At 37.3% G+C, this 21,599-nt stretch carries 19 protein-coding genes; 13 read left to right on the top strand and 6 right to left on the bottom strand.

The features are described from left to right. The first annotated feature begins 6 nt into the window (after positions 1-6). A complete protein-coding gene (locus AC2G3J_RS11165) occupies positions 7-4,548 on the top strand; it encodes a translocation/assembly module TamB domain-containing protein (RefSeq protein ID WP_483769986.1) in 4,542 nt (1,513 codons plus the stop codon). Positions 4,549-4,920: 372 nt separating this feature from the next. On the opposite strand, the gene AC2G3J_RS11160 is transcribed toward AC2G3J_RS11165, so the two are convergent. After that, positions 4,921-6,549: a long-chain-fatty-acid--CoA ligase gene (locus tag AC2G3J_RS11160; RefSeq protein WP_419359270.1), complete on the bottom strand. Its 1,629-nt coding sequence runs from the start codon at positions 6,547-6,549 to the stop codon at positions 4,921-4,923. Positions 6,550-7,281: 732 nt separating this feature from the next. Here AC2G3J_RS11160 and AC2G3J_RS11155 point away from each other — a divergent pair. From AC2G3J_RS11155 to AC2G3J_RS11130, 6 genes are all read left to right on the top strand, one after another. Continuing rightward, the gene (locus AC2G3J_RS11155) at positions 7,282-7,494 is read left to right on the top strand and encodes a hypothetical protein (RefSeq protein ID WP_419327414.1); all 213 of its coding nucleotides are present in this window, start codon (positions 7,282-7,284) and stop codon (positions 7,492-7,494) included. 152 nt (positions 7,495-7,646) lie between these two features. Then, complete coding sequence (locus tag AC2G3J_RS11150; protein WP_483769985.1) at positions 7,647-8,354, top strand: hypothetical protein; 708 nt, start codon at positions 7,647-7,649, stop codon at positions 8,352-8,354. Between the two features lie 34 nt (positions 8,355-8,388). Next, positions 8,389-9,354, top strand: a complete 966-nt coding sequence (locus AC2G3J_RS11145) for a 2-hydroxyacid dehydrogenase (RefSeq protein WP_483769984.1) — start codon at positions 8,389-8,391, stop codon at positions 9,352-9,354. Between the two features lie 172 nt (positions 9,355-9,526). Further along, positions 9,527-10,924: a M48 family metalloprotease gene (locus tag AC2G3J_RS11140; RefSeq protein WP_419330590.1), complete on the top strand. Its 1,398-nt coding sequence runs from the start codon at positions 9,527-9,529 to the stop codon at positions 10,922-10,924. Positions 10,925-11,073: 149 nt separating this feature from the next. Next, positions 11,074-11,433 (top strand): hypothetical protein, encoded by a 360-nt coding sequence (locus AC2G3J_RS11135; RefSeq protein WP_419327418.1) that lies wholly within the window; start codon positions 11,074-11,076, stop codon positions 11,431-11,433. A gap of 38 nt (positions 11,434-11,471) precedes the next feature. Continuing rightward, positions 11,472-12,050 (top strand): GNAT family N-acetyltransferase, encoded by a 579-nt coding sequence (locus tag AC2G3J_RS11130; RefSeq protein WP_419327419.1) that lies wholly within the window; start codon positions 11,472-11,474, stop codon positions 12,048-12,050. 106 nt (positions 12,051-12,156) lie between these two features. On the opposite strand, the gene AC2G3J_RS11125 is transcribed toward AC2G3J_RS11130, so the two are convergent. After that, on the bottom strand, positions 12,157-12,603 hold the full coding sequence (locus AC2G3J_RS11125) for a GatB/YqeY domain-containing protein (RefSeq protein WP_004720970.1): 447 nt from the start codon (positions 12,601-12,603) through the stop codon (positions 12,157-12,159). 38 nt (positions 12,604-12,641) lie between these two features. Continuing rightward, the gene (gene rpsU, locus AC2G3J_RS11120) at positions 12,642-12,857 is read right to left on the bottom strand and encodes a 30S ribosomal protein S21 (RefSeq protein WP_001136722.1); all 216 of its coding nucleotides are present in this window, start codon (positions 12,855-12,857) and stop codon (positions 12,642-12,644) included. Between the two features lie 145 nt (positions 12,858-13,002). Between rpsU and tsaD the strand changes: the two genes are divergently transcribed. Continuing rightward, positions 13,003-14,019 (top strand): tRNA (adenosine(37)-N6)-threonylcarbamoyltransferase complex transferase subunit TsaD, encoded by a 1,017-nt coding sequence (gene tsaD, locus AC2G3J_RS11115; protein ID WP_336953035.1) that lies wholly within the window; start codon positions 13,003-13,005, stop codon positions 14,017-14,019. A 67-nt stretch (positions 14,020-14,086) separates the two neighbouring features. On the opposite strand, the gene AC2G3J_RS11110 is transcribed toward tsaD, so the two are convergent. Continuing rightward, the gene (locus AC2G3J_RS11110) at positions 14,087-14,626 is read right to left on the bottom strand and encodes a hypothetical protein (RefSeq protein WP_419359267.1); all 540 of its coding nucleotides are present in this window, start codon (positions 14,624-14,626) and stop codon (positions 14,087-14,089) included. A 110-nt stretch (positions 14,627-14,736) separates the two neighbouring features. On the opposite strand from AC2G3J_RS11110, the gene AC2G3J_RS11105 reads away from it, so the two are divergent. Continuing rightward, positions 14,737-16,083, top strand: a complete 1,347-nt coding sequence (locus AC2G3J_RS11105) for an esterase-like activity of phytase family protein (RefSeq protein WP_419359265.1) — start codon at positions 14,737-14,739, stop codon at positions 16,081-16,083. Positions 16,084-16,332: 249 nt separating this feature from the next. Here AC2G3J_RS11105 and AC2G3J_RS11100 read toward each other — a convergent pair whose 3' ends face one another. Both AC2G3J_RS11100 and AC2G3J_RS11095 read right to left on the bottom strand, forming a co-directional pair. After that, entirely contained in the window at positions 16,333-17,391 is a 1,059-nt protein-coding gene (locus tag AC2G3J_RS11100; protein ID WP_004720964.1) for a type II asparaginase, read from the bottom strand. 306 nt (positions 17,392-17,697) lie between these two features. Next, a complete protein-coding gene (locus AC2G3J_RS11095; protein WP_336953032.1) occupies positions 17,698-18,933 on the bottom strand; it encodes a pyridoxal phosphate-dependent aminotransferase in 1,236 nt (411 codons plus the stop codon). A 151-nt stretch (positions 18,934-19,084) separates the two neighbouring features. Between AC2G3J_RS11095 and msrB the strand changes: the two genes are divergently transcribed. The 4 genes from msrB to AC2G3J_RS11075 all read left to right on the top strand — a co-directional run bounded on the left by msrB (position 19,085) and on the right by AC2G3J_RS11075 (position 21,557). Next, positions 19,085-19,504: a peptide-methionine (R)-S-oxide reductase MsrB gene (msrB, locus tag AC2G3J_RS11090; RefSeq protein WP_483769983.1), complete on the top strand. Its 420-nt coding sequence runs from the start codon at positions 19,085-19,087 to the stop codon at positions 19,502-19,504. After that, positions 19,501-19,983: a glutathione peroxidase gene (locus AC2G3J_RS11085; RefSeq protein WP_336953031.1), complete on the top strand. Its 483-nt coding sequence runs from the start codon at positions 19,501-19,503 to the stop codon at positions 19,981-19,983. The genes msrB and AC2G3J_RS11085 overlap by 4 nt, the downstream gene beginning before the upstream one ends. 35 nt (positions 19,984-20,018) lie before the next feature. After that, entirely contained in the window at positions 20,019-20,864 is an 846-nt protein-coding gene (locus AC2G3J_RS11080; RefSeq protein ID WP_336953263.1) for an AraC family transcriptional regulator, read from the top strand. 72 nt (positions 20,865-20,936) lie between these two features. After that, positions 20,937-21,557, top strand: a complete 621-nt coding sequence (locus AC2G3J_RS11075; RefSeq protein ID WP_336953030.1) for a LysE family translocator — start codon at positions 20,937-20,939, stop codon at positions 21,555-21,557. Positions 21,558-21,599 lie beyond the last annotated feature (42 nt).

Genomic DNA, 21,599 nt, shown 5'->3' with positions numbered 1-21,599 from the left:
AATATTATGGCTGATGAAGAACATCAAGATGTTCAAAATGAACAGCAAAATGATCAACTAAAGCAAGAGCAAGCTCCGAAGAAGCGTAATATATTACGTAATATTCTGATGTCATTGCTTTTGGTCATTATTTTATTGATTGCTGCATTGGCTGTGATGTTTAGTACCGATAAAGGCAGTAAGTTTTTATTGGATCGGGTAGCTTCAAGTCAGAAAATTATTGATTATCAATATGAAAGTGGAAATCTACTTCAAGGGATTATTCTAAAAAATGTTTTGGTTACCTTGAGTTCGGTTGATGTCAAAATTGATCGTGCAGATATTTCATTAGGTTGGAGAGCAATATTAGACAAAGAAATTCATCTCAGCCATGCCGATGTCAATAATTTAAGAATTATCAGTAAAACCCCTCCAAGTGATGAGCCATTTAAATTTAGCGAAATCAAACTACCTTTTGTTTTACGTTTAGATGAGGCAAATGTAGATCACATGCAGTTTCAAACATCATCTACAAAAATTGATTTTAAGGATATTCATTTAGAAAACGCATTGTGGTCTGGTACAGAGCTTAAATTTGAAAACTCTAAAATGGACATGGGCTATCTATCTGTAAAAGACGCAACAGGTAATATGGACTTTAAACAAGGAGATTATCCGCTTAATGCTAAAGCTATTTTAAAAATCCCAAGTTTAAAAAGTTTAAATGTTGAAGATATTTATGTACATGCGCGCGGCTCACTCGACACTATTAAAGCTGGCGTTGCAACCAAAACTCCCGATCTTTTAACAGGTTGGGCAGTAATTCACCCAATGCGTCACGATGTTCCAATGAATGGTGCTTTGGTGTTTAAAGATTATCACTGGCCGCTGTTACAGGAACAAGAATTACTTTCTAAAAATGGTTTGGCAAAATTCCATGGTGATGTTAAAGGCCTAAACCTAGATATCAATACTGATATCAGTGGTAAAAATATTCCGCAAGGTCAATATACTGCTTTAGCGCATACCGATTTAACCAATCAGTTGAATATTAACAACTTAAATGGTCAATTGATGGGTGGTGCTTTAAATCTTGCTGGCTTGGTGAGTTGGCAAGATCATGTACATTGGGATGTGCAAGGTCGTTTAGATCGAATTAATCCAAAAGATAAAATTATTCCACAAGTGATTCAAGACTTTTTACCTGTTTCACTTGATGCCAAAATTGGATCAGTAGGTGCACTTAAACAAGGTATGCATTTAACCGCCAATGTGGATTTTGACAAATATGAAGCTTGGAACGTTAAATTAGATCAAGCTGAACAAAAGGGTAAAAAGCCTGAACCTATGTTATTGGGTGTGAACTGGAAAAATATTGACCGAGCAGTGCCTTATGTTGGTTGGTTGAGTAGTGAACAAGGTCAGGTTGAAGTTGCACTGGTTGATGATCAGCAAAACATTCATGTGGCAACCGTTGTGCGTCAGCATGAAAAAGGCAGTTTGCCTGAGGGTAAATACACAGCTCAGCTGGACTTAAAAGGTAATGATTTACATGTCCCTGCATTTGAATATGTGGCTGCTAAAGGCAGTTTATCTGGGAATGCAGTTGTGGAATTACCAACTGAAAAACGTCAGTTAAAATGGAATGCTTTGTTAAATGCAAAAGATTTCAATCCACAAAGTATCATTGCAACTGCACCAGTAGATTTAATCAATGGACAAATAAAAGCCAATGGATTTGCAAAACCAAATCAACAACTGATTAACTTTGATGCGATTAATTTAACAGGTAGACTCGCAAATCAAGCCAATCCTGAAACAATCCAATTGACTGGTAAAAGTACTGCAGCAGTTATTTTCAATGACGCCAATGCCGGTGGTGCTTTTAAAGGCTTTGCAGTGAATTATGATGGTGCATTAAATGCATCACAGATGAAACAAGGTAGTGGTTTGTTGAAGATTAGAGTTTCGGGTACACCTGAGCTAATCAAAATATCTGAGCTACAACATGATGGTATTGCAGGAAAAATTTTAGCCAATGGTTTGGTTCATATCAGTAATGGTATCGGTTGGGACATCAATGCATCTTTGGTGCGTTTTAAACCGCAGTATTTTGTCTCTTCTGTACGTGGTGAAATCTCTGGTAATGTGAAGACTCAGGGGAATTGGTCAGATCGTCTGAAGAAAATCAATATTCAACAATTGAATATTGCAGGCATGATCAATAATAAGCCATTGAGAGGGCGTGGTAACCTTGCAGTCGTTTTGAATTCTGATTTAAAGGGTCTCATGCCACAGCAATTTGAGGCAAATAATTTATTTTTGTCTTATGCTAACAATCAAGTACAGGCTACAGGAAATGCACAGAATCTAAGATTAAAAGTCAATGCACCTGCATTATATGAGCTTTATCCAGGATTACGTGGTACAGCTTATGGTTATTTAAATTTACAAGCCCAGCCGCGTTTGAGTGCAACTGCCAACCTCACTGTCGATAATTTTAGTTTTAATGACAGTTTAAGCATTAAAAAATTAAGCTTGAAAGGTGAACTGCCAACCTCAGAAACTATAGCTTCTAAAATGGTTGCGCAAATGGATACTTTGCGTAGTGGGAATCGTGAAATCCAGCATGCAGGGATTACACTTTCAGGAACTCGTAAAGCACATTTATTGCAGATTCAGGCGTGGAATTATTATTCTAAGTTCTATGTGCAACTTGCAGGCGGATTTAATGCCCAAAACGATTGGTTAGGTCAGATTCAGAAAGGCGAATTTGACTCTGTAAGAGCGCATTTATTGCAACAGCAAAATGCACCGGTCATTTTTAATGCCTCAAAATCGGAGCTATATGTAGGTCAACATTGTTGGTCAAGCCAGCAAAGCCAATTGTGTTTTGATCAACCCATACGTGCAAGTCAGCAAAATGGTAATGTTTCGTTCCTCACCAAGAATCTGGATCTGAATGATTTTGCAGCATTTATGCCAGAAGGTTTAGCATTAACTGGCAAATTAAATGGTTATGCAAAAGCATCATGGGCTAAAGGTGCACAACCTAAACTGGATGCTAAACTTGTTACCCGTAATGGGCAAATTGGTATTGCTGCTGAAGATCCTAATGACCCTTCGACTTCAATGAACTATGACGAAGCCAGTGTAATTGCGAAAAGCATAAAAGATGGATTGTTATTACGTGTTGATTTGAAAGCTCCTAATGTGGGGACGGGATATGCCAGCGTTATTGTGAACCCATATGTGGCGTCTAAGCCGATGCGTGGGGAGGTAGCATTTAACGAAGTTCAGTTGAAAATATTAAAACCGTTTATAGCCGATGTTCGTAAACTCGATGGAACGTTATCACTTGCAGGCAAAATTAACGGGACACTGACACAGCCATTGTTTGATGGCGAAATGCGATTGAAAAATGGTGAAATTAGTATGATTTCACTGCCTGTGAACTTAAATAATGTTCAGATTTACACTTCAATTCGTCAAGATGTTGCAACAATTAATGGTGCTTTTAATAGTGGTCGTGGTGTAGGTAAAATTAGCGGTAGTATCGATTGGAAAAATGACCCTCATGTACAATTACGTTTAAATGGCGATAAATTGCTGATTCGTCAAGCACCGCTCATTACTGCAATTGTTGATACAGATATCGAATTGGATGCATTACCTTTAAGTAAAAAAATTACAGTGAAAGGTAAGGTTGATGTTCCTAGTGCATTAATTTCAATGCCTGAATCAAGTGCAACAGTAGTCAATGTATCACCTGATGTTCGTATTGTGAAAGAAGGTCAAAATCAGTTGGCTGTGCTTAAAGCAGCACAACCGTGGTCTATACGTGCAGATGTCTCGGTAAACTTAGGTGATAAGGTGATTTTCCAAGGGTTTAACAGTCGTATTCCATTGGTTGGACGTCTATACCTGTCTCAACGCGGTTTAGAAACTGCGATGCGTGCCAATGGCGCAATTGGTGTTAGTCAGAAAGTAACCGTTGAGGCTTATGGTCAACGCTTGGATTTGAATCGTGCGATTGCTCGTTTTAATGGACCATTGTCCAATCCTACATTAGATGTCGATACCAATAAGAGTATTTCTGGAAGCACAGTAGGACTTCGTATTACAGGTACTGCTTCAAGTCCAAATATCCAAGTTTATAACGATGCTGGACTGTCAGATCAGGAAGCAATGAATGCTTTAATCACAGGACGTATTAATGAAGGTTCGAGTGGTTTAAGTAATGCTGAAGGCTTTAAATCGGATGTAAACAATACTATTGCGGCAGCAGGGATTAGTCTGGGTCTAGGTGGAACGCGAGCATTTACCAATCAAATTGGACGTACTTTTGGTTTAAGTGGTTTATCTTTTGATGCGCAGGGTACAGGTGATGATACTCAGGTCAGTTTGACTGGATATATTACGCCAGACTTGTATATTCGTTATGGTGTGGGGGTATTTACACCAGTGAATAAACTGACTTTACGTTATCAAATGAATAAACGTTTGTATTTGGAAGCAAGTCAGTCCTTAGAAAAAGCCATTGATGTGTTCTATCATTGGCGGTTCTAGACATTGATAAAACATTTTAGATGCGATTGGCATTGAAATGTAGTTGAACAATATTGAAAAACTCGGATTTCGATCCGAGTTTTTTATGCTTATATAAAATGAGATGAGTCATTGAGGTAAACCGCGCAGATCGTTAAATGGTTTGAATGTGCGTAGCGCAAAATATTGTACATACGATTGAAAAGCCAAAAAAATGTATATGTTAGGAGTATTTATCTTGTATTTATTTTGCTTATTTAAGCTAGTTGTTCAAAGTGAATCATTGGTTTAAATATCTAGTTTTTTTTGTGAAATAGAAAAAGCCCAATGGCACATTGGGCTTTTCAATTCGATATGATTCGTTAGTAATTCTTTAAAGCTTATTCAAAGGATTTATTCCGTTAATAACACATCACTATATTGTTCACGTAAATCACGCTTTAACATCTTGCCAGTACCTGTTAAAGGAATGGAATCTACAAAAATGACTTTGTCTGGGATTTGCCATTTTGCAATTTTATCTGCATAGTAATCCAGTAAATCTTGTTCAGTAATGTGAGTACCTTGTTGTTTAATCGCAATTACCACAGGGCGTTCATCCCATTTCGGGTGGTTTGCTGCAATTACAGCAGCCATAGCAATTTCAGGATGATTCATAGCAATGTTTTCAAGCTCAACAGACGAAATCCACTCGCCACCTGATTTAATTAAATCTTTGGCACGATCGCTTAGCAGTAGATAGCCATCCTCATTAATCGTAGCGATATCACCAGTATCAAACCAACCATCAGCACTTAACGCTTTTTCAGATTTTCCATAATAAGATTCAATAATCCAATGACCTTTTACTTGCAAATTCCCAGTGCTATGTCCATCACGAGCAACTTCATGTGTGCCATTTTCTTCATCGGTAATACGTAAATCTACGCCAAAAGGTGGGCGACCTTGCGATAAGCGAACTTTGAATTGTTCTTCTTCACTTAAATTTAGGTGTTTGGCTTTGAGTTGGTTACCTGTGCCCAATGGGCTCATTTCAGTCATGCCCCATGCATGAATAGTTTCGCAATGATAAATGTCTTTAAATGCTTTCATCATCGCAGGTGGGCAGGCTGAACCGCCAACGACATTGCGTTTAAGGCTTTCAAGAGTACTACCAGATTGTTTTGCTGCTGCAAGCAAGCCTTGCCAAATGGTTGGTACACCAAGCGCAATGCTGACTTTATATTCATCAATCATTTGTACTAAGCTGCCGCCATCTAAACCTGGCCCCGGGAGTATCAATGTACAACCAACCATAGCTGCGGCATAAGGTGTACCCCAAGCATTGACATGGAACATTGGAACAACAGGTAACATAATATCTTTTGCAGATAAATTTAGAGAGTCGGGTAGTGCGATCGCATAGGTATGTAAAATGGTTGAGCGATGACTATATAATGCGCCTTTGGGGTTACCTGTTGTCCCTGAGGTATAGCATAGTGAGCTTGCGGTATTTTCCTCAAAATCTGGCCACTGGTACTGTACTGAATGTTCTGCAATCAGCACATCATAGAATTTAACCTCTGGGAGGGCATCAGCAATATCTTGGTCAAAAGCACCCAGATAGACGAAATGCTCTACATTAGGGGTAAGGGCTTTCACAGCTTTGATTAGTGGTAAAAATGTTTTATCAAATAAAACTACTTTATCTTGAGCATCATTGATAATAAAGATTAATTGTTCAGGAAAGAGTCTAGGGTTAATGGTATGGCAGACCAAACCACTTCCGGAAATTGCATACCAAGATTCAAGATGACGATGATTATTCCATGCAATCGTTGCAACTCGGTCGCCTAAACCTAAACCCAGTCCAGCAAGCGCATTGGCAAAGCGTTTCGCGTTTTCACTTACATGTGTCCAATCTGTTTTTGTAATCGTACCATCAGTATTTTTTGAAATAATCGCAGTATCACCATGATAACGAGTAGCATGCTCAATGAGGCTACTGATTAATAATGGTTGCTGCATCATACGTCCTTGCATATAAAATTCCTTTATAATCTTGTTGATAGGCTTAAATTGTTTTTTTCTCTGAAGCTCTCTAAGTGAAAAAAATTGTTAAATAAAAAAAGCTATCATTTCATCCTATATAAAAGTCAGATTAAATCAAGCTTAAAAACAATATATTTTTGCAATATTTTTATAGTTTTAACCAAGAAAAAACAATAACTTAGTTGGATTATCACGATTTGAAAATTTGATGATGAAATTTGCGGTATCAGACTAAAGAACTAGGAAAAAGTATTACTCAGATATATGTAGATATGCTAAACATATCACATGTCTTGTTAAGGCATTGATGTTTTAGGATGAAACTATATTGGTGTAAGATATTAAAAGGAGTTTTAAAATGTTTCAAAAAATCAGAAAATTATTGTGTATCCACAGTTTTGAATATGAAATTGGACATAATAGTGTGGTGAAAGAGTGTCGTAAGTGTGGTGCTCATCATTAATTTTCTAGAAGCGATTGCAAAATATCACTATATTATGATCATACGAGAAAATATGGTGATATTTAGAAAGCGTTACCTCTCTAAATGAAAATAATAAAAATCTAGTTTGTAAGATTATCTATTCATCCTTATGTTCATCGGCGTACTCGGTTGATTGCTTATGTCTTGTATATGTTTAATGCTTAAGCCTGTTTTTTTTAAGGTGTTGCTAAATTTGCGTTAGAATAACGCTATTCTTCTTTTATTGTCTTTGAATCATAATGTCTAAAGATTTTTTAGCTGAAAATTATATTGTCGATGAACATCTTGCTGATACTTTAAATTGGTTATGCCAACATCAAGATTGTTATGATGCTTTTCAATTTGATGTGTTGACTCAAGAACTCAAAGTTGATCATGCCAATGGTACAGATATCATTCGTCAGGGGATGTATCTTACGGCAAAGTACGGAATTTTAATCACATCTTTATAGTGAGTTGGTGCTCAATGATTGTCGCTAAAATCAGCATGTAACATCTTCTTGCGCTTAAATTTAATTTATCGTGTTTTTTTACTTTGATTAGTGCGACAAAAAAGTCAAAACACAGCTAAAATATAGCTTGAATAGTGTGTATTGAATCCATAATGAATATGAATGTATCAGAACATCAGCGTAGCATTTTGGCTACGATGGGAATAGAGCTTTGGATCCCCAAGGTTGATGTTCAAACACGTCATTATGAAAATGCGCTATACCGTGATATTGCTCAAGTTGAACAGAATATTGCTGTTGTGCCTGAGTTGAACATTCATTCAACTCAATCTAATGCAAAACTAGAAAATCAAAATGTACATCCGTCACAGATTGAAAAAGCACATCAGCCTGAAGTTTCTCTATTAAAACGAAATCCTGAAACAAAGCAAACTGAAGAAGTTTCAGCACCTGAGCAAATTCAGCAACAGACAAACTTTACTGTTGAGCCTGCATTACAAATTGCGCCATTTGAAATCCAAGCCTATTGCATTGAAAGCTGTGTCATCTTTGTTGATTGTACTCAAGTCAGCACTGACCAATTCACGCTATGGAGCAATATACAGCAAGCCTTTGTAGGGCACTTTTATGATTTGAAATGGCCTTTTCCAATGGTGCAGCTTCAAGATGGAAGAGGGGCTGCGATATATATTCAAGGGTTTGTTGATGCCTTAAGACAAGAGCGCAAAGTCATCAGTCTTGGTCAATTGCCTTATTTAAATAATACTGAAATGTTCGAATTGGCAAGTTTACAAGAGATGATTGAGCAACCTTTATTAAAACGCCGTCTATGGCAATTTATGCAAAATAAAGTGAATTAGCTTTAAAAATCTGTACTGAGAGGTTTTCTTGGATATGAATAAAAAAGTGGTTGTATTTAGTCAAATCGACTCAGACGTTCAAGCAAAATTAGCAGAAAAATATCAGTTGGTTGTATTGAATCCTAAGCAAGGAGATATCAATGTACAAATTCGTCAAGCAGTTGTTGATGCGGATGCAATGATTGGTGCGGGTCGTTTGCTTAATGAAAGCAATATCGCAACTGCAGAAAAATTAAAAATTATTTCCTCTGTTAGTGTGGGCTATGATAATTACGATGTTGATTATTTAAATCAAAAGAAAATCTGGCTGTCGAATACACCACATGTATTAACAGAAACGACCGCGGATTTAGCCTTTACTTTGTTAATGAGTGCTGCACGTAAAGTGCCAAGTCTAGATCACTGGACCAAACAAGGTGAGTGGCAGCGTACAGTCAATGCGACACAATTTGGTCAAGAAATTTTCGGTAAAACTTTAGGAATAATCGGTTTAGGTCATATCGGTGCAGCTATTGCACGACGTGGATTTTATGGCTTTAATATGAATATTTTGTATCATAATCGTCGTGAAAAAATCGAAGTGGCACAACAGTTTAATGCACAATACAAAAGTCTTGAAGCACTGCTAAAACAAGCCGATTTTGTTGTGGTCGCGGTAGATTTAAATAGCCAATCTAAAGCCTTAATTGGGACTCAAGAATTTGCTTTGATGCAAAAGCATGCTGTTTTTGTCAATATTGCTCGTGGTTCAGTAGTGGATGAATATGCATTAACAGAGGCTTTACGGAACCGTCAAATTTTTGCTGCGGGTCTAGATGTATACCAAAAAGAACCGTTGCAACAATCGCCATTGTTTGAGTTGGACAATGTCGTGACTTTACCGCATATCGGTTCAGCGACCGCCGAGACGCGTAAGAAAATGGCGGAACTGGCTTTTCAAAATTTAGTCGATGCTTTGGAACAACGCACACCAAGATATTTAGTCAATGAAAACTTTTAGTTGATATTGAAAGTTTGCTGACAATGCAAATTACATATGAAATGTTTACAGCCCCCTAACACTTCATTGCGAATTTGTACTAAATTCAATGTTATATTTAGAATATTAAAATAATTGGGATGATCAATTGAACAAGACCTTCCTCAGCCTTTGTCTCTGCTTAAGCACTTCAATGAGCTCAGCTGATGATTTTTTGCCAACTCAGAATAGTACTCAATTTGAAGTACCTGAGATTGGCAGTGGAGTAGGGTTTATTGATCAACAAAAAGAAAAAACCATTGGTGAAAAAGTTTATCGTCAAGTTCAACATCAAATGCCAGTTCTTCAAGATCCTTGGCTGGAAGACCAGTTTATGCTGGTTTTTTCAAAAATTCTCAGTCAGACCCAGCTTTCACAGCCAGTAGGCTTGGTGGTGATCAAAGATGCTCAGATCAATGCATTTGCAGTACCTGGCGGTATGTTTGCCCTAAATAGTGGAATGATTACAGCTTCAAGTAATATGGATGAAGTTGCCAGTGTGATGGGACATGAAATTGCCCATGTCACACAACGTCATTACAGCCGTTCACAAGAAGCATTTAAAGGGCAAGGTTTGTTGGCACTTGCTGGAATTATTGTCGGTGCTGCATTGGCGTCCAAAGCGGATGGTGATATTGGTGGGGCGGTGATGATGGGTACACAAGCTGCATTAATGGACAAGCAGCTCAGTTATAGCCGAAATCAAGAACGTGAAGCTGATCGGATTGGCATGCAGTTTATGTATGGTGCAGGATATGACCCAGAAAGTATGGCTGATTTCTTTGAAACCATGCATCGGTCTACCAGTCGTTTGAGTTTTTTACCTGATTTTTGGTTAACTCATCCTTTAACAACTGAGCGTATGAGTGAAGCAAGATTAAGAGCAAATCAATTTCCAAAAGTTCCTTTTCGTGCTCAACAATCTGATTTTAATATTATTAAATGGTATACCGCAGTGATTTCGGGACAAGCGACTGATCGTCAGTTGCTGGCTTTAGCACAATCCAATAATTTAGCGGGTTTATTGGCTTTAAGTGAATTTTATTTACTGCAGGGTGATTATGACAATGCGCAAACCCAGCTGAATTTAGCTAAGAAGGTTAACGCTGAGCATACGTTGGTTACATTGATTCAAACTGATATTTATTTAGGGCGAAATAAGCTAGACGATGCCTATCAAACTATCATCAGTAAGCAAATCATAACCCCAGAAAATCGTGCATTAAGTTATAAATTAGCTGAAGTTTATATTCGACAACAAAAGTCCAAAGAAGCTGAGCAACTGGTTAATCGCTTTGTGAATAAAAATAATAAGGACATTATTGGCTGGCAATTGTTACAACAAGCGGCAAATTTAGATAAAAAGAATCCAATGCGTACAGTCAATGTGCTAAGAAATCGGGCGGAAGTTCAATATTGGTCTGGTGATGAAGAAAATGCAATTAAATCACTTTTACATGCCAAGCGTTTGGCTAAAGAAAATAATGCGATGAGTGCCCGTATCGATACACGTTTAAAAGTGATGCAAGATGAACGGAAGCTAAAAATTTAAAAGCCTGATTAAAACTCTAAAAGCTTAGATTAAAAAACTAAAAATAATGAGTGATTTTAAATGAGCCATTAAAGAAAATTTACTTTCTATTCTTGCTTGAACAGGTTAAGCTAAAATCACTTAAAGTTATAATAAAGTATTTGATTCACATGAAGAAAATTTTAATCGCATTCAGTATTTTTTTCTATGCTCACTCAACATTTGCAGCAGTACCAGAAAGCTATGTTCGAGAAGTTGAGCGTATTTCGGCGCAATACAGTGCAGATATGAAATTTTTTTTACGTAGCTTAGATCCGAAATTGAGCCAGTTTAACCCACAACAAGAGTCACAATTTTGTGGCATTGTTAAAAAATATGTCGATGATATGTATAAAACGACAGATGAAAATCGTCAATCCCTCCCACCATCAGCGCAATCTATGACCAAACAAAATGTGATTGATAAAGTGATGTTGTCACCTGAAATGCAGCTACTTAAAAAATATAATATTCAGTGTGATTTGAAATAGGGTTATCTTTAACATCTTACATCTGAGCCAGATTATTTATGGATTTTAGCCAATTTCAAATTGAGAATGAGCAAATTGTTCTCAACATCATTCAAGTATCTGATGCTGAAGATTTATATAGCGCAATAAAAAATAGCTTAACTGAGCTTAGAAAGTTTCCTGCAAGTTTATTATGGGCATTGGAAGAACCTAATTTGCATGCTTCAATGGCATTTTGCCAATCTCGTTTGGTGGCGTTGTTAAATAAAGAGAACTTTGTATTTATTATCCGTTTAAAAGAAATTGATGATTTTTTAGGGGTTGTCGATATCCATGAAATTAATTGGTTGGAAAATACTGCATCTATTGGGTTTTGGGGAAACTCAAAATTTAAGCAAAAAGGCTACATGTCACAAGCACTAATACTATTTGTAAGTAATTTATTTTCGAAATGGAATTTTGTCGGTTTAAATGCTTATGTCGATGCAGAAAATATATTGGCACGAAAATTATGTGAAAAAGCAGGGTTTTTACTTAAAAATATTCAATATCAATCTGTATGGAATCCAGTCGATGGTGGCTTTAGAGATATTTGCCATTATCAGATAGAAAATAAATTAAGTGATATTGTAGATTGAAGATTTTGGGCTATTTAACAAGAAACTATTTCATTGCAAAATAATTTTTATTTAAGTTGTTAAATAGACCAAATCAAACAGAAATTCAGATTTAAGAACGTTGGGTTTAGCCAAGTTTTGCTTTAATTTTTGCAGAAACTTGTGCTGGATCGGCACGTCCGGCTATGATCGGACGTAGAGAATTCATCACCTTACCCATATCTTTCATGCTAGTTGCACCTTGCGCAGTAATAGTTTGCGCAATGAGAGAATCAAGCTCGTCCTCTGACATAGCTTCAGGTAGAAACTGAGATAACACCTCAATTTCGGCTTGTTCTTTACTAGCTAAATCTTCACGGCCTGCACCTTCAAAGGCTTTGACCGATTCTTTACGTTGTTTGATTTGCTTTTCAATGACCGCAAGAACCTGAGTATCGTCAAGCTCTATGCGCTCATCGACTTCGATTTGTTTGATTGCTGCCTGTAGACCACGAATTACCGTTAACTTACCCATTTCTTTAGCACGCATTGTTGCTTTTAAAACATCAGTTATTTGGTTTTTTAAAGTAGTCATTTATCTGTCCAGGTGAGTCAATCAATCACAAATTAATCTTAGTAAAGGCGAGTAGTACGTACTGATTCACGCGCCAATTTCTTTTGGTAGCGTTTAACAGCAGCAGCTTTTTTACGTTTACGTTCTTGAGTAGGTTTCTCGTAGAATTCACGTTTACGAACATCAGCTAAAACACCAGCTTTTTCGCATGAACGTTTGAAACGACGGATAGCTACGTCTACTGGTTCGCCTTCTTTCAATTTAACTTGTGGCATGAAGAATCCTCATTAAGTTATGGATAAGATCAGGGTCGAATTACCCTAGATCACAAGTGAAGGTCAGTATTTTACTCATTTACATCTCATACCACAAGTCTATAATAGCTTTAGCAATATTTTGAAATGGGTAAAAGGCAATTTAATGATCGTTCTGGGCTTAGAAACTTCATGTGATGAAACAGGATTAGCGCTCTATGACAATGAAGTCGGCTTAAGAGGACAGGTGTTATATAGTCAAATTAAATTGCATGCAGAGTATGGTGGTGTGGTCCCTGAGTTGGCCTCTCGAGATCATGTTCGGAAGTTAATTCCATTGATTAATCAGTTGCTTGAGCAAAGCGATGTAAAAAAATCAGAGATCGATGCAGTGGCGTATACGCGCGGCCCTGGCTTAATGGGTGCACTTATGACAGGGGCATTATTTGGTCGCACCTTGGCTTTTGCGCTGAATAAACCCGCAATTGGTGTGCATCATATGGAGGGTCATATGCTTGCTCCATTATTATCCGAAAATCCACCTGAATTTCCGTTTGTCGCATTATTAGTGTCAGGTGGACACACGCAATTGATGGCAGCACACGCAATTGGTGAGTACGAAATTCTAGGTGAGTCGATTGACGATGCCGCTGGTGAAGCTTTTGATAAAGTCGCAAAAATGTTGAAATTACCTTATCCAGGTGGTCCAAATATTTCAAAATTGGCGGAACAAGGTGACAAAAATGCTTTTGAATTTCCCCGTCCAATGTTGCATCAAGGGTTAGATTTTTCATTTAGTGGTCTAAAAACTGCTGTTTCAGTGCAGTTAAAAAAATTAGGTGAAGAACAACGTGATGCAGATATTGCGGCTTCATTCCAAGAAGCTTTAGTGGATACTTTGGTTAAAAAGTCGATTAAAGCCTTAAAACAGTCGGGTTTAAGGCGTTTGGTAATTGCGGGCGGTGTCAGTGCCAATAAACGGTTAAGAGAGCGTTTGGAAGTAGACTTAGCCAAAATTAAAGCAACGGTTTATTATGCAGAACCTGCTTTATGTACAGATAATGGCGCAATGATTGCGTTTGCAGGCTATCAGCGTTTAAAAGCTGGACAAAAAGATGGTTTATCGGTGACAACAACACCACGTTGGCCAATGACTGAATTGACTAAACCTGAATCAGTTTAAGTCTCATATTTAAAGGATTGTTAAATTCAGCAAAGAGGCGAAAGCCTCTTTTTTGTGGATCTAAAATTTAACGCGGATAAGGCTTCCACGTTTTGCTTTTATTGTCATATTCATATTGAACTTGGTCAGCGTAATTTGATTCAAAGTTTGTATGGCCATATTGATGACTGATGCTAAAACAATTTTTGATATTGCTATAGGTTTCATGTGTTCCAGGATGATCACCATCGAATTGTGAGCCCATCAAGCATAATTTGGAGTCATTCAATGAAAATGAATAAGCAGGCTTCTTTTTTACATTGCCTTCATTATCCTCCCAACCCGTGAACTGATAATTGAGTGGATAGGCAATACCCGTTTGGGTATCTAAAGCAACCATTTCTAAAGAGTCTGAATTTCCCGTATTGAGTAAAATATATTTTTTATCAAAATTGGGCGGCATTGATTTAAGCGCATTTTTGTATTTGGCAAGGTTGGCTTTAGAACAATAATCGCCATTAAAATAATCACTCTGACACTCAGAAACTTTTTTAAACGTCGTCCCAGCATTTGCCAATTGTAGGGATGTAGAACAAACAATCAGCGATAGGGCAAAAAATCTTTTCATTTATACTGAATTTGAATGTGTATATATACAGTTTATCGCATTTCTTTTACTGTGGTTTATCTGATTTCATGATAGAAAATAAACAGAATATTAAAAAATGAGATTGGCATATGGACTTATTGTCTTCTGAACAGCATATCAACCTAAGCAATATTGACAAAGATCTTCAGCTTTATAAAAAATTTAGTCAAGGTGTGCGTTTACCTTATGAGGTTTTAAACATTCATAATATATCTGACGGTGCAAAACCTGGTCATTTTATTGAAGTTCGTTGTGGTGGGTTTGGTTCAGAAATTTCAGCACACCCTATAGAAAAGCATCAATTTTATGCACTTACAGATCGTGGACCGAATACCACGTATAACGTCAATCAGGATCATGGGAAAATCTTTTTAGCTCCTGACTATACCCCTAAAATTGGATTATTTGAGCTAAAAAATGATGGAACTATTCAGAAAATAAAAGAAATTTTATTAAAAGATCCAACAGGCAGAAATATTACTGGTTTGCCTAATCAGCATTTTGGTGCAAGTAAAGAAATCGCCTATGACCAAGATGGAAAGAAATTAGCCATAGGGACAGATGAATTTGGATTGGATGCTGAAGGTTTGGTTGCACTCAAAGATGGTACTTTTTGGGTCAGCGATGAATATGGTCCTCATATTGTGCATTTTAATGCTGATGGGCTAGAAATTGATCGTATCAATGCCTATGTATTAGATGAGCGAAGAACATCGGGTTATTTATTGCCTCAAGAATATGCCAATAGACGCCAGAATCGAGGAATGGAAGGTTTAACTATTACACCTGATCAAAAAAAGCTGGTGGGCATCATGCAATCCACTATGAGCAATCCCGATGCTTCGGTAAGTAAATCAGATCTTGTACGTATTGTGATGATTGATTTAGAAAGCAAAGTCGTTTCTCAGTATCTGTATCAACAAGAAGGAGGTCCTAAGGCTTATTCAAATACGGCTATTACCGCATTGAGTTCCTCACAATTTCTAGTCGCAGAGCGTGATGATGATTTCTATAAAGATAATCCTCAAGCATTTAAACGGATTTATAAAATAAATCTGCAACATGCCACTGATTTGGAAAAGCTAAAGCCAACTTCAGCGATTCGGCAAGATGAACAACTCGGGTTGTTAATAGCTGAAAAAACCTTAGAACAATATGTGTTAACAGCAGGCTGGACTGGTCTGGCTCAACAGGGTATCTACCCAGTAGAAAAAACTTTAGTGGTGGATTTGGTTGCGCGTTTACAGTATCCGCACGATAAAATTGAAGGTCTATGGGTGATTGATGAACAGCATTTAGGGGTTCTCAATGATGATGATTATGCTTTTTCTGAAACGGATGGGGTATTGGAACAAAAGTATTTGGATCACGATAAAAATATCATTGATGGCAATACACTCTATATCCTTGATCAATTGGATTTAACAGCAGATTAGCGTGTTTTTTGCCGCTACGCGTTACCTTGCGAAACGATATTTTTCATCATTTAGAGTAACTAAATATCGTAACTCGCGTCTAATATCGATTAAAACACACACATAGTCGCAAACGTAGAGGAATCGTCAACAGACCCTAACTCATTATCCATTCAATCTAAAATCAAACCGCCGAATTAATTTGACGGTTTAATGCATTCTTTTACAATTAACTTTGTGCTGGTCTTAAGCTTAATTTAAATATTAAGCTTAGTATTCCCAGAACATCCGTTGAATTTCTTTTGCATCTTTGGTTTTAGTGAGTGCCAAAGCCGCTAAGAGTTTTGCTTTTTGCGGATTTAAATCGTGAGCAACAACCCAACCATATTTATCATCAGGCTGTTCAGCATTACGTAACACAAAACCTTGTGGAACACGTGAAGAACGAATGATTTGTACACCTTGTTGCTGAAGTTGGTTTAATGTCGGAACAATATAGTTCGCAACGGAACCATTACCTGTACCTGCATGGATAATGGCTTTAGCACCCGCTTTTGCATAGGCCACATAGGCATCGGGAAGCATATTGCCTGAACCATAAACGATTTGAACGATTGGTAACGCATCACCTTGAATATTTTCAATATTAAACTCGGAGCTATTGTTAAAACGTTTTGCAACGTTTCTAAACCAATAAGGCTTACCTTCAACCAGTGTACCTAAAGCGCCCCATTGGCTGACAAAAGCATCGGTATGAATATTGATGGTCTTTGACACATCACGTGCTGCAAAAATATCATCATTCATTAACACAAAAACGCCTTTGCCTTTGGCACTGTCTGCGGCAGCAAGCGCAACAGCACTATAAAGGTTCAAAGGGCCATCAGCTGAAAGCGCTGAAGGTGGACGCATAGAACCAACAACGACAATTGGTTTATCTGTATGAACCGTAAGGCTTAGAAAATAAGCAGTTTCTTCTAAAGTATCTGTACCATGGGTTATCACCACGCCATTTACATCAGGCTTTTTAACCAACTCATTCACTTTGCGTGCAATGGTTAAAAGCTCTTTGTCAGTGATGCTTTCTGAAGCAACCTGTAAAGCCTGTACCCCTGTAACATTGGCAAGATTTTGAATTTGCGGAACTGCATTCAACAAATCATCTACAGGAACTTTCGCAGCAGTGTATGTTGCGCTATTTGTAGAACTTGCTCCAGCACCTGCGATCGTACCGCCAGTTGCGACGACAACGACATTATTTTTTGCATAACTCGTAAAGGGTAAAAGCATGCCAATTGCAAGTGTAAGTGCAGTAACCGTCTTTTTCATAAACTATCCTTTTCAATCATTGTTCTGGTCATAAGCATTTTTTGTACCAGTTTTTAAATCTATATAAATACTGAGCTGTTGCCCATACTTATTTAAAAATGTAATTTTTCAAATAATCACTCAAATTTATAGTTACATACTATTAAAACTGGATAAAGTGTTTGCCAGTGTGTTTTTTCAGCATTCAATAAAGATGTTGCACAATATAACGTCAATGAATAAGTTTTTAGTTGTACAGATGCTTGAGCAATAAAAAAGGCATTCAATTTTGAATGCCTTTTATAGCTTATGTTTACTTTATAAAGATTAACGCATTTTTGCCAAGAAACGACTTAAACGGTTCATTGCTTCACGTAATTCATTTTCTGCGGGGAGAAATACCACACGGAAATGATCAGGTGTAGGCCAGTTAAAACCTGTTCCTTGAACCAGTAAAACTTTTTCAGCTTTGAGGAAATCTAACATGAATTTTTCATCATCTTCAATTGGATAGATTTCAGGATCCAGTCTAGGGAAACAATACATTGCACCTTCTGGTTTTACACACGATACACCAGGAATATCGTTAAGCATTTCCCAAGCAATATTGCGCTGTTCATATAAACGACCACCTGGGCGGATCAAATCATTAATTGATTGATAGCCTCCTAAAGCGGTTTGAATCGCATATTGAGCTTGATGGTTGGCACATAAACGCATAGAGGCAAGCATGTCCAAGCCTTCAATGTAATCCATTGCACGTGACTTATCACCCGTAATCGCCATCCAACCAGAACGGTAGCCAGCAATACGATAGGCTTTAGATAAACCATTAAAAGAAACACATAAATGGTTTCCAGCTAATGCTGCAATAGAGACATGTTCGATACCGTCATAAACAATTTTGTCGTAAATTTCATCTGCAAATAAAATCAGATCATGTTTTTTTGCCAACGCGACAATCTGTTCTAAAACATGGCGCGGATAGACTGAACCCGTTGGATTGTTTGGGTTAATCACCACAATACCACGTGTATTCGGGGTGATTTTACTTTCCATATCCGCCATATCAGGATACCAGTAGTTTTGGTCATCACATTTATAGTGAATCGCTGTACCACCTGATAGATTTACGGCTGCCGTCCATAATGGGTAATCCGGCATTGGAACCAGCATTTCATCGCCATCATCCAATAAACCTTGCATCGCCATAACGATCAGTTCAGATACCCCATTGCCGATATACACATCTTTAACATGTAAATCTAAGATACCTTTTTGCTGATAATATTGACAAATGGCTTTACGTGCAGGAAAGATCCCTTTTGAATCTGTATAACCCACAGCATTAGGCAAATTTAAAGCCACATCATTGATAATTTCTTGCGGGGCTTCAAAGCCGAACGGGGCGGGGTTACCGATATTTAATTTAATAATTTTATGACCGGCTTCTTCCATCTCATTGGCCGCTCGTAACACTGGTCCACGAATGTCGTAGCAAACATGCTCTAGCTTTGACGATTTCTTGATTTCACGTGGGGTTGTGTTACCTAAAACGGACATAATTTTATCCAATTATTTTGAGTTAAAAAAATAGATTACTGAAATATCACAATCTATGTTGAAATTTAGCTAGAAATTTTCCAAGCTCTAGCGTAAATATGGAAGTACTGAAGCATGACATTGAATGTCAAAGATTTAAAGGAGTTTAATGATGGGAAAACTCAATAAAACAGACCGAGAATGGCAAAGAGAGTTATCACCAGAGGAATTTAAAATCACTCGACAAAAGGGCACTGAACCTGCCTTTACTGGAAAGTATTGGAATTCCAAGCAGCATGGAACCTATGTATGTCGATGTTGTGGGGAAGAATTATTCTCTTCAGAAACCAAATATGACAGTGGTTGTGGTTGGCCAAGCTTTTTTAAACCAATCAGTAATACTGTTATAGAAGAACAAGATGATCATTCACATGGTATGGAACGTGTAGAAATTATATGCCATCATTGCGACGCTCATTTGGGGCATGTATTTGAAGATGGACCACAACCAACGGGCTTACGCTACTGCGTAAATTCCGCTTCTTTAGAATTAAAATCACAAGAAAAAGGCGACGAGGAAACGTATCCATGACCAACATTTATCAGTTTGAGGCTGAGCTGTTAGAGGGTGAAAATAAATCTTTTTCTGATTATGAAGGAAAAGTTTTATTGATTGTAAATACTGCAAGTAAATGTGGCTTTACTCCACAATTTGCAGGATTAGAAAAGGTTTACGAGAAATATAAAGACCAAGGTCTTGAAGTTTTAGGATTTCCTTGTAACCAGTTCGGTGGACAAGACCCTGGTACAAATGAGCAAATCGGCACTTATTGCCAACGCAATTATGGCGTTTCTTTTCCCATGTTCGCTAAAGTGAATGTAAAAGGGCCTGAAGCACATGTGATATTCCGTTATTTAACCAATAACAGCAAAGGCATACTTGGCAATGGTATTAAATGGAACTTCACCAAATTCTTAATTAATAAGAAAGGCGAAGTGATTAACCGCTATGCACCAACCACGAAGCCTGAGGATATAGAACAGGATATTGAAAAAGCTTTAGCAGAATAACCTGTTGTAAAGACCAAAATAAGACTGAGGATATGATGCAATTAGACACTACAGTTGAATTTTGGACTGATCCGCAAATGCCCTATGTCGAAACACGTAGGGCATGTCAAAGCCGTATTTGCTATAAACCACATAGCCACCCGACATTCTCGATTGGTGCTGTGGATTGTGGAATAAGCCGTTTTAGTAGCTATTTTGCCAGAGAGGAGCACATTCAAACAGGAAGCGTAGTAATCATTCCTGCGGAGGTAGAACACGCATGTAATCCATTAGAAAATCAAGCATGGAGCTATCAGATGATGCATCTAGATGCACATTGGATTGCTCAACTCGTTTCAGAATTAGTCAAAGATATCGAGCAGCTTTATCCTCATCATATTCCACTGCTAAAACCACAAATTTTAACAAACCCACATATATACCAAGCATTTACGCAATTAAATCAGTTGTTATTTGATCCTGCCATTTCGATTTTATTCAAACAACAACAATTAATTGAAGTTCTGAGTGAAATTTTATTGCCGAATTTTGAATTTACGTTATTAAAGCAGTCTGATTACTTTCAAAAGCATTTGGGTGCAATAATTGATGATATGGATCACAATAAACAGATGCTTTCTTTAGAAGATCTCAGTCAAAGCCTCGGGATTAGTCGTTATGCAATTATCCGCTTGTTTAAAAATAATTTTGGTTTAACACCACATGCATATCAATTAAATCAAAAAATAAATATAGCCAGAAAGCGTTTGAAATATGGAGAAGCAATTATTCAAGTTGCTCATGATTTAGGGTTTACAGACCAAAGTCATTTTCATCATGTGTTTAAATCGCATACTGGAATCACACCGAAGCAGTTTCAAGCTCAGTTTGTCATGCTCTAACTGCGCAATTATCTACAAGATAACACGTTCTAAAAATATTTAAGCTCATCTAAATATTTTTTGGATCGAGTAATGCAACTGTTCATTATTGTGATGGTCACCCATTTCATTGCTTTACTTTCACCCGGCCCTGATTTTTTTCTTATTTTAACCTCATTGTTTCGAAATGGACCACGCGCGGCGAGAGCTGTTTGCTTAGGAATCGTCTTGGGAAATGTTGCCGTGATTGGTCTTGTTTTGAGCTCATTATTTTTTCTTGGCAAATTTGATGATGAAATTTTAAAGTTGGTAAAATGGGGCTGTATTACCTATTTAAGTTATTTGTCTTATCGGTGTTTCATATTTGCGCAACAAGCTAAGCTAACAGTGGATTACCATCTGGAGCACCAAAATAAATCAACCTTTGCATGGATGAAATATCTCTTGTTGGGGATACAGTCGAGCTTATTAAATCCTAAAAACATTCTGTTTTATAGCAGTATTATTATGGCAATTTATCAACGCTATAATGTTGTTCAACTGACTTTAATCTGTCTGTGGATGGTGAGTGTGGTATTGATCTGGAACTTGTTTTTGGTGCGATTAATGGCTCATAACCAAGCTATGCATTGGTTTAAATCCAAAATCAAATATATTTATTATCTTTCATCTTTATGCTTTGGCTTATTTGCTGTGGCTTTATTGCTGAATTAACCTAAATAAAATTAGACCCAATAAAAATGCCTATCTAATAAA

It is taken from the genome of Acinetobacter legionensis (genome assembly GCF_057165765.1).
This window is presented reverse-complemented; position numbering and strand designations above follow the sequence as displayed.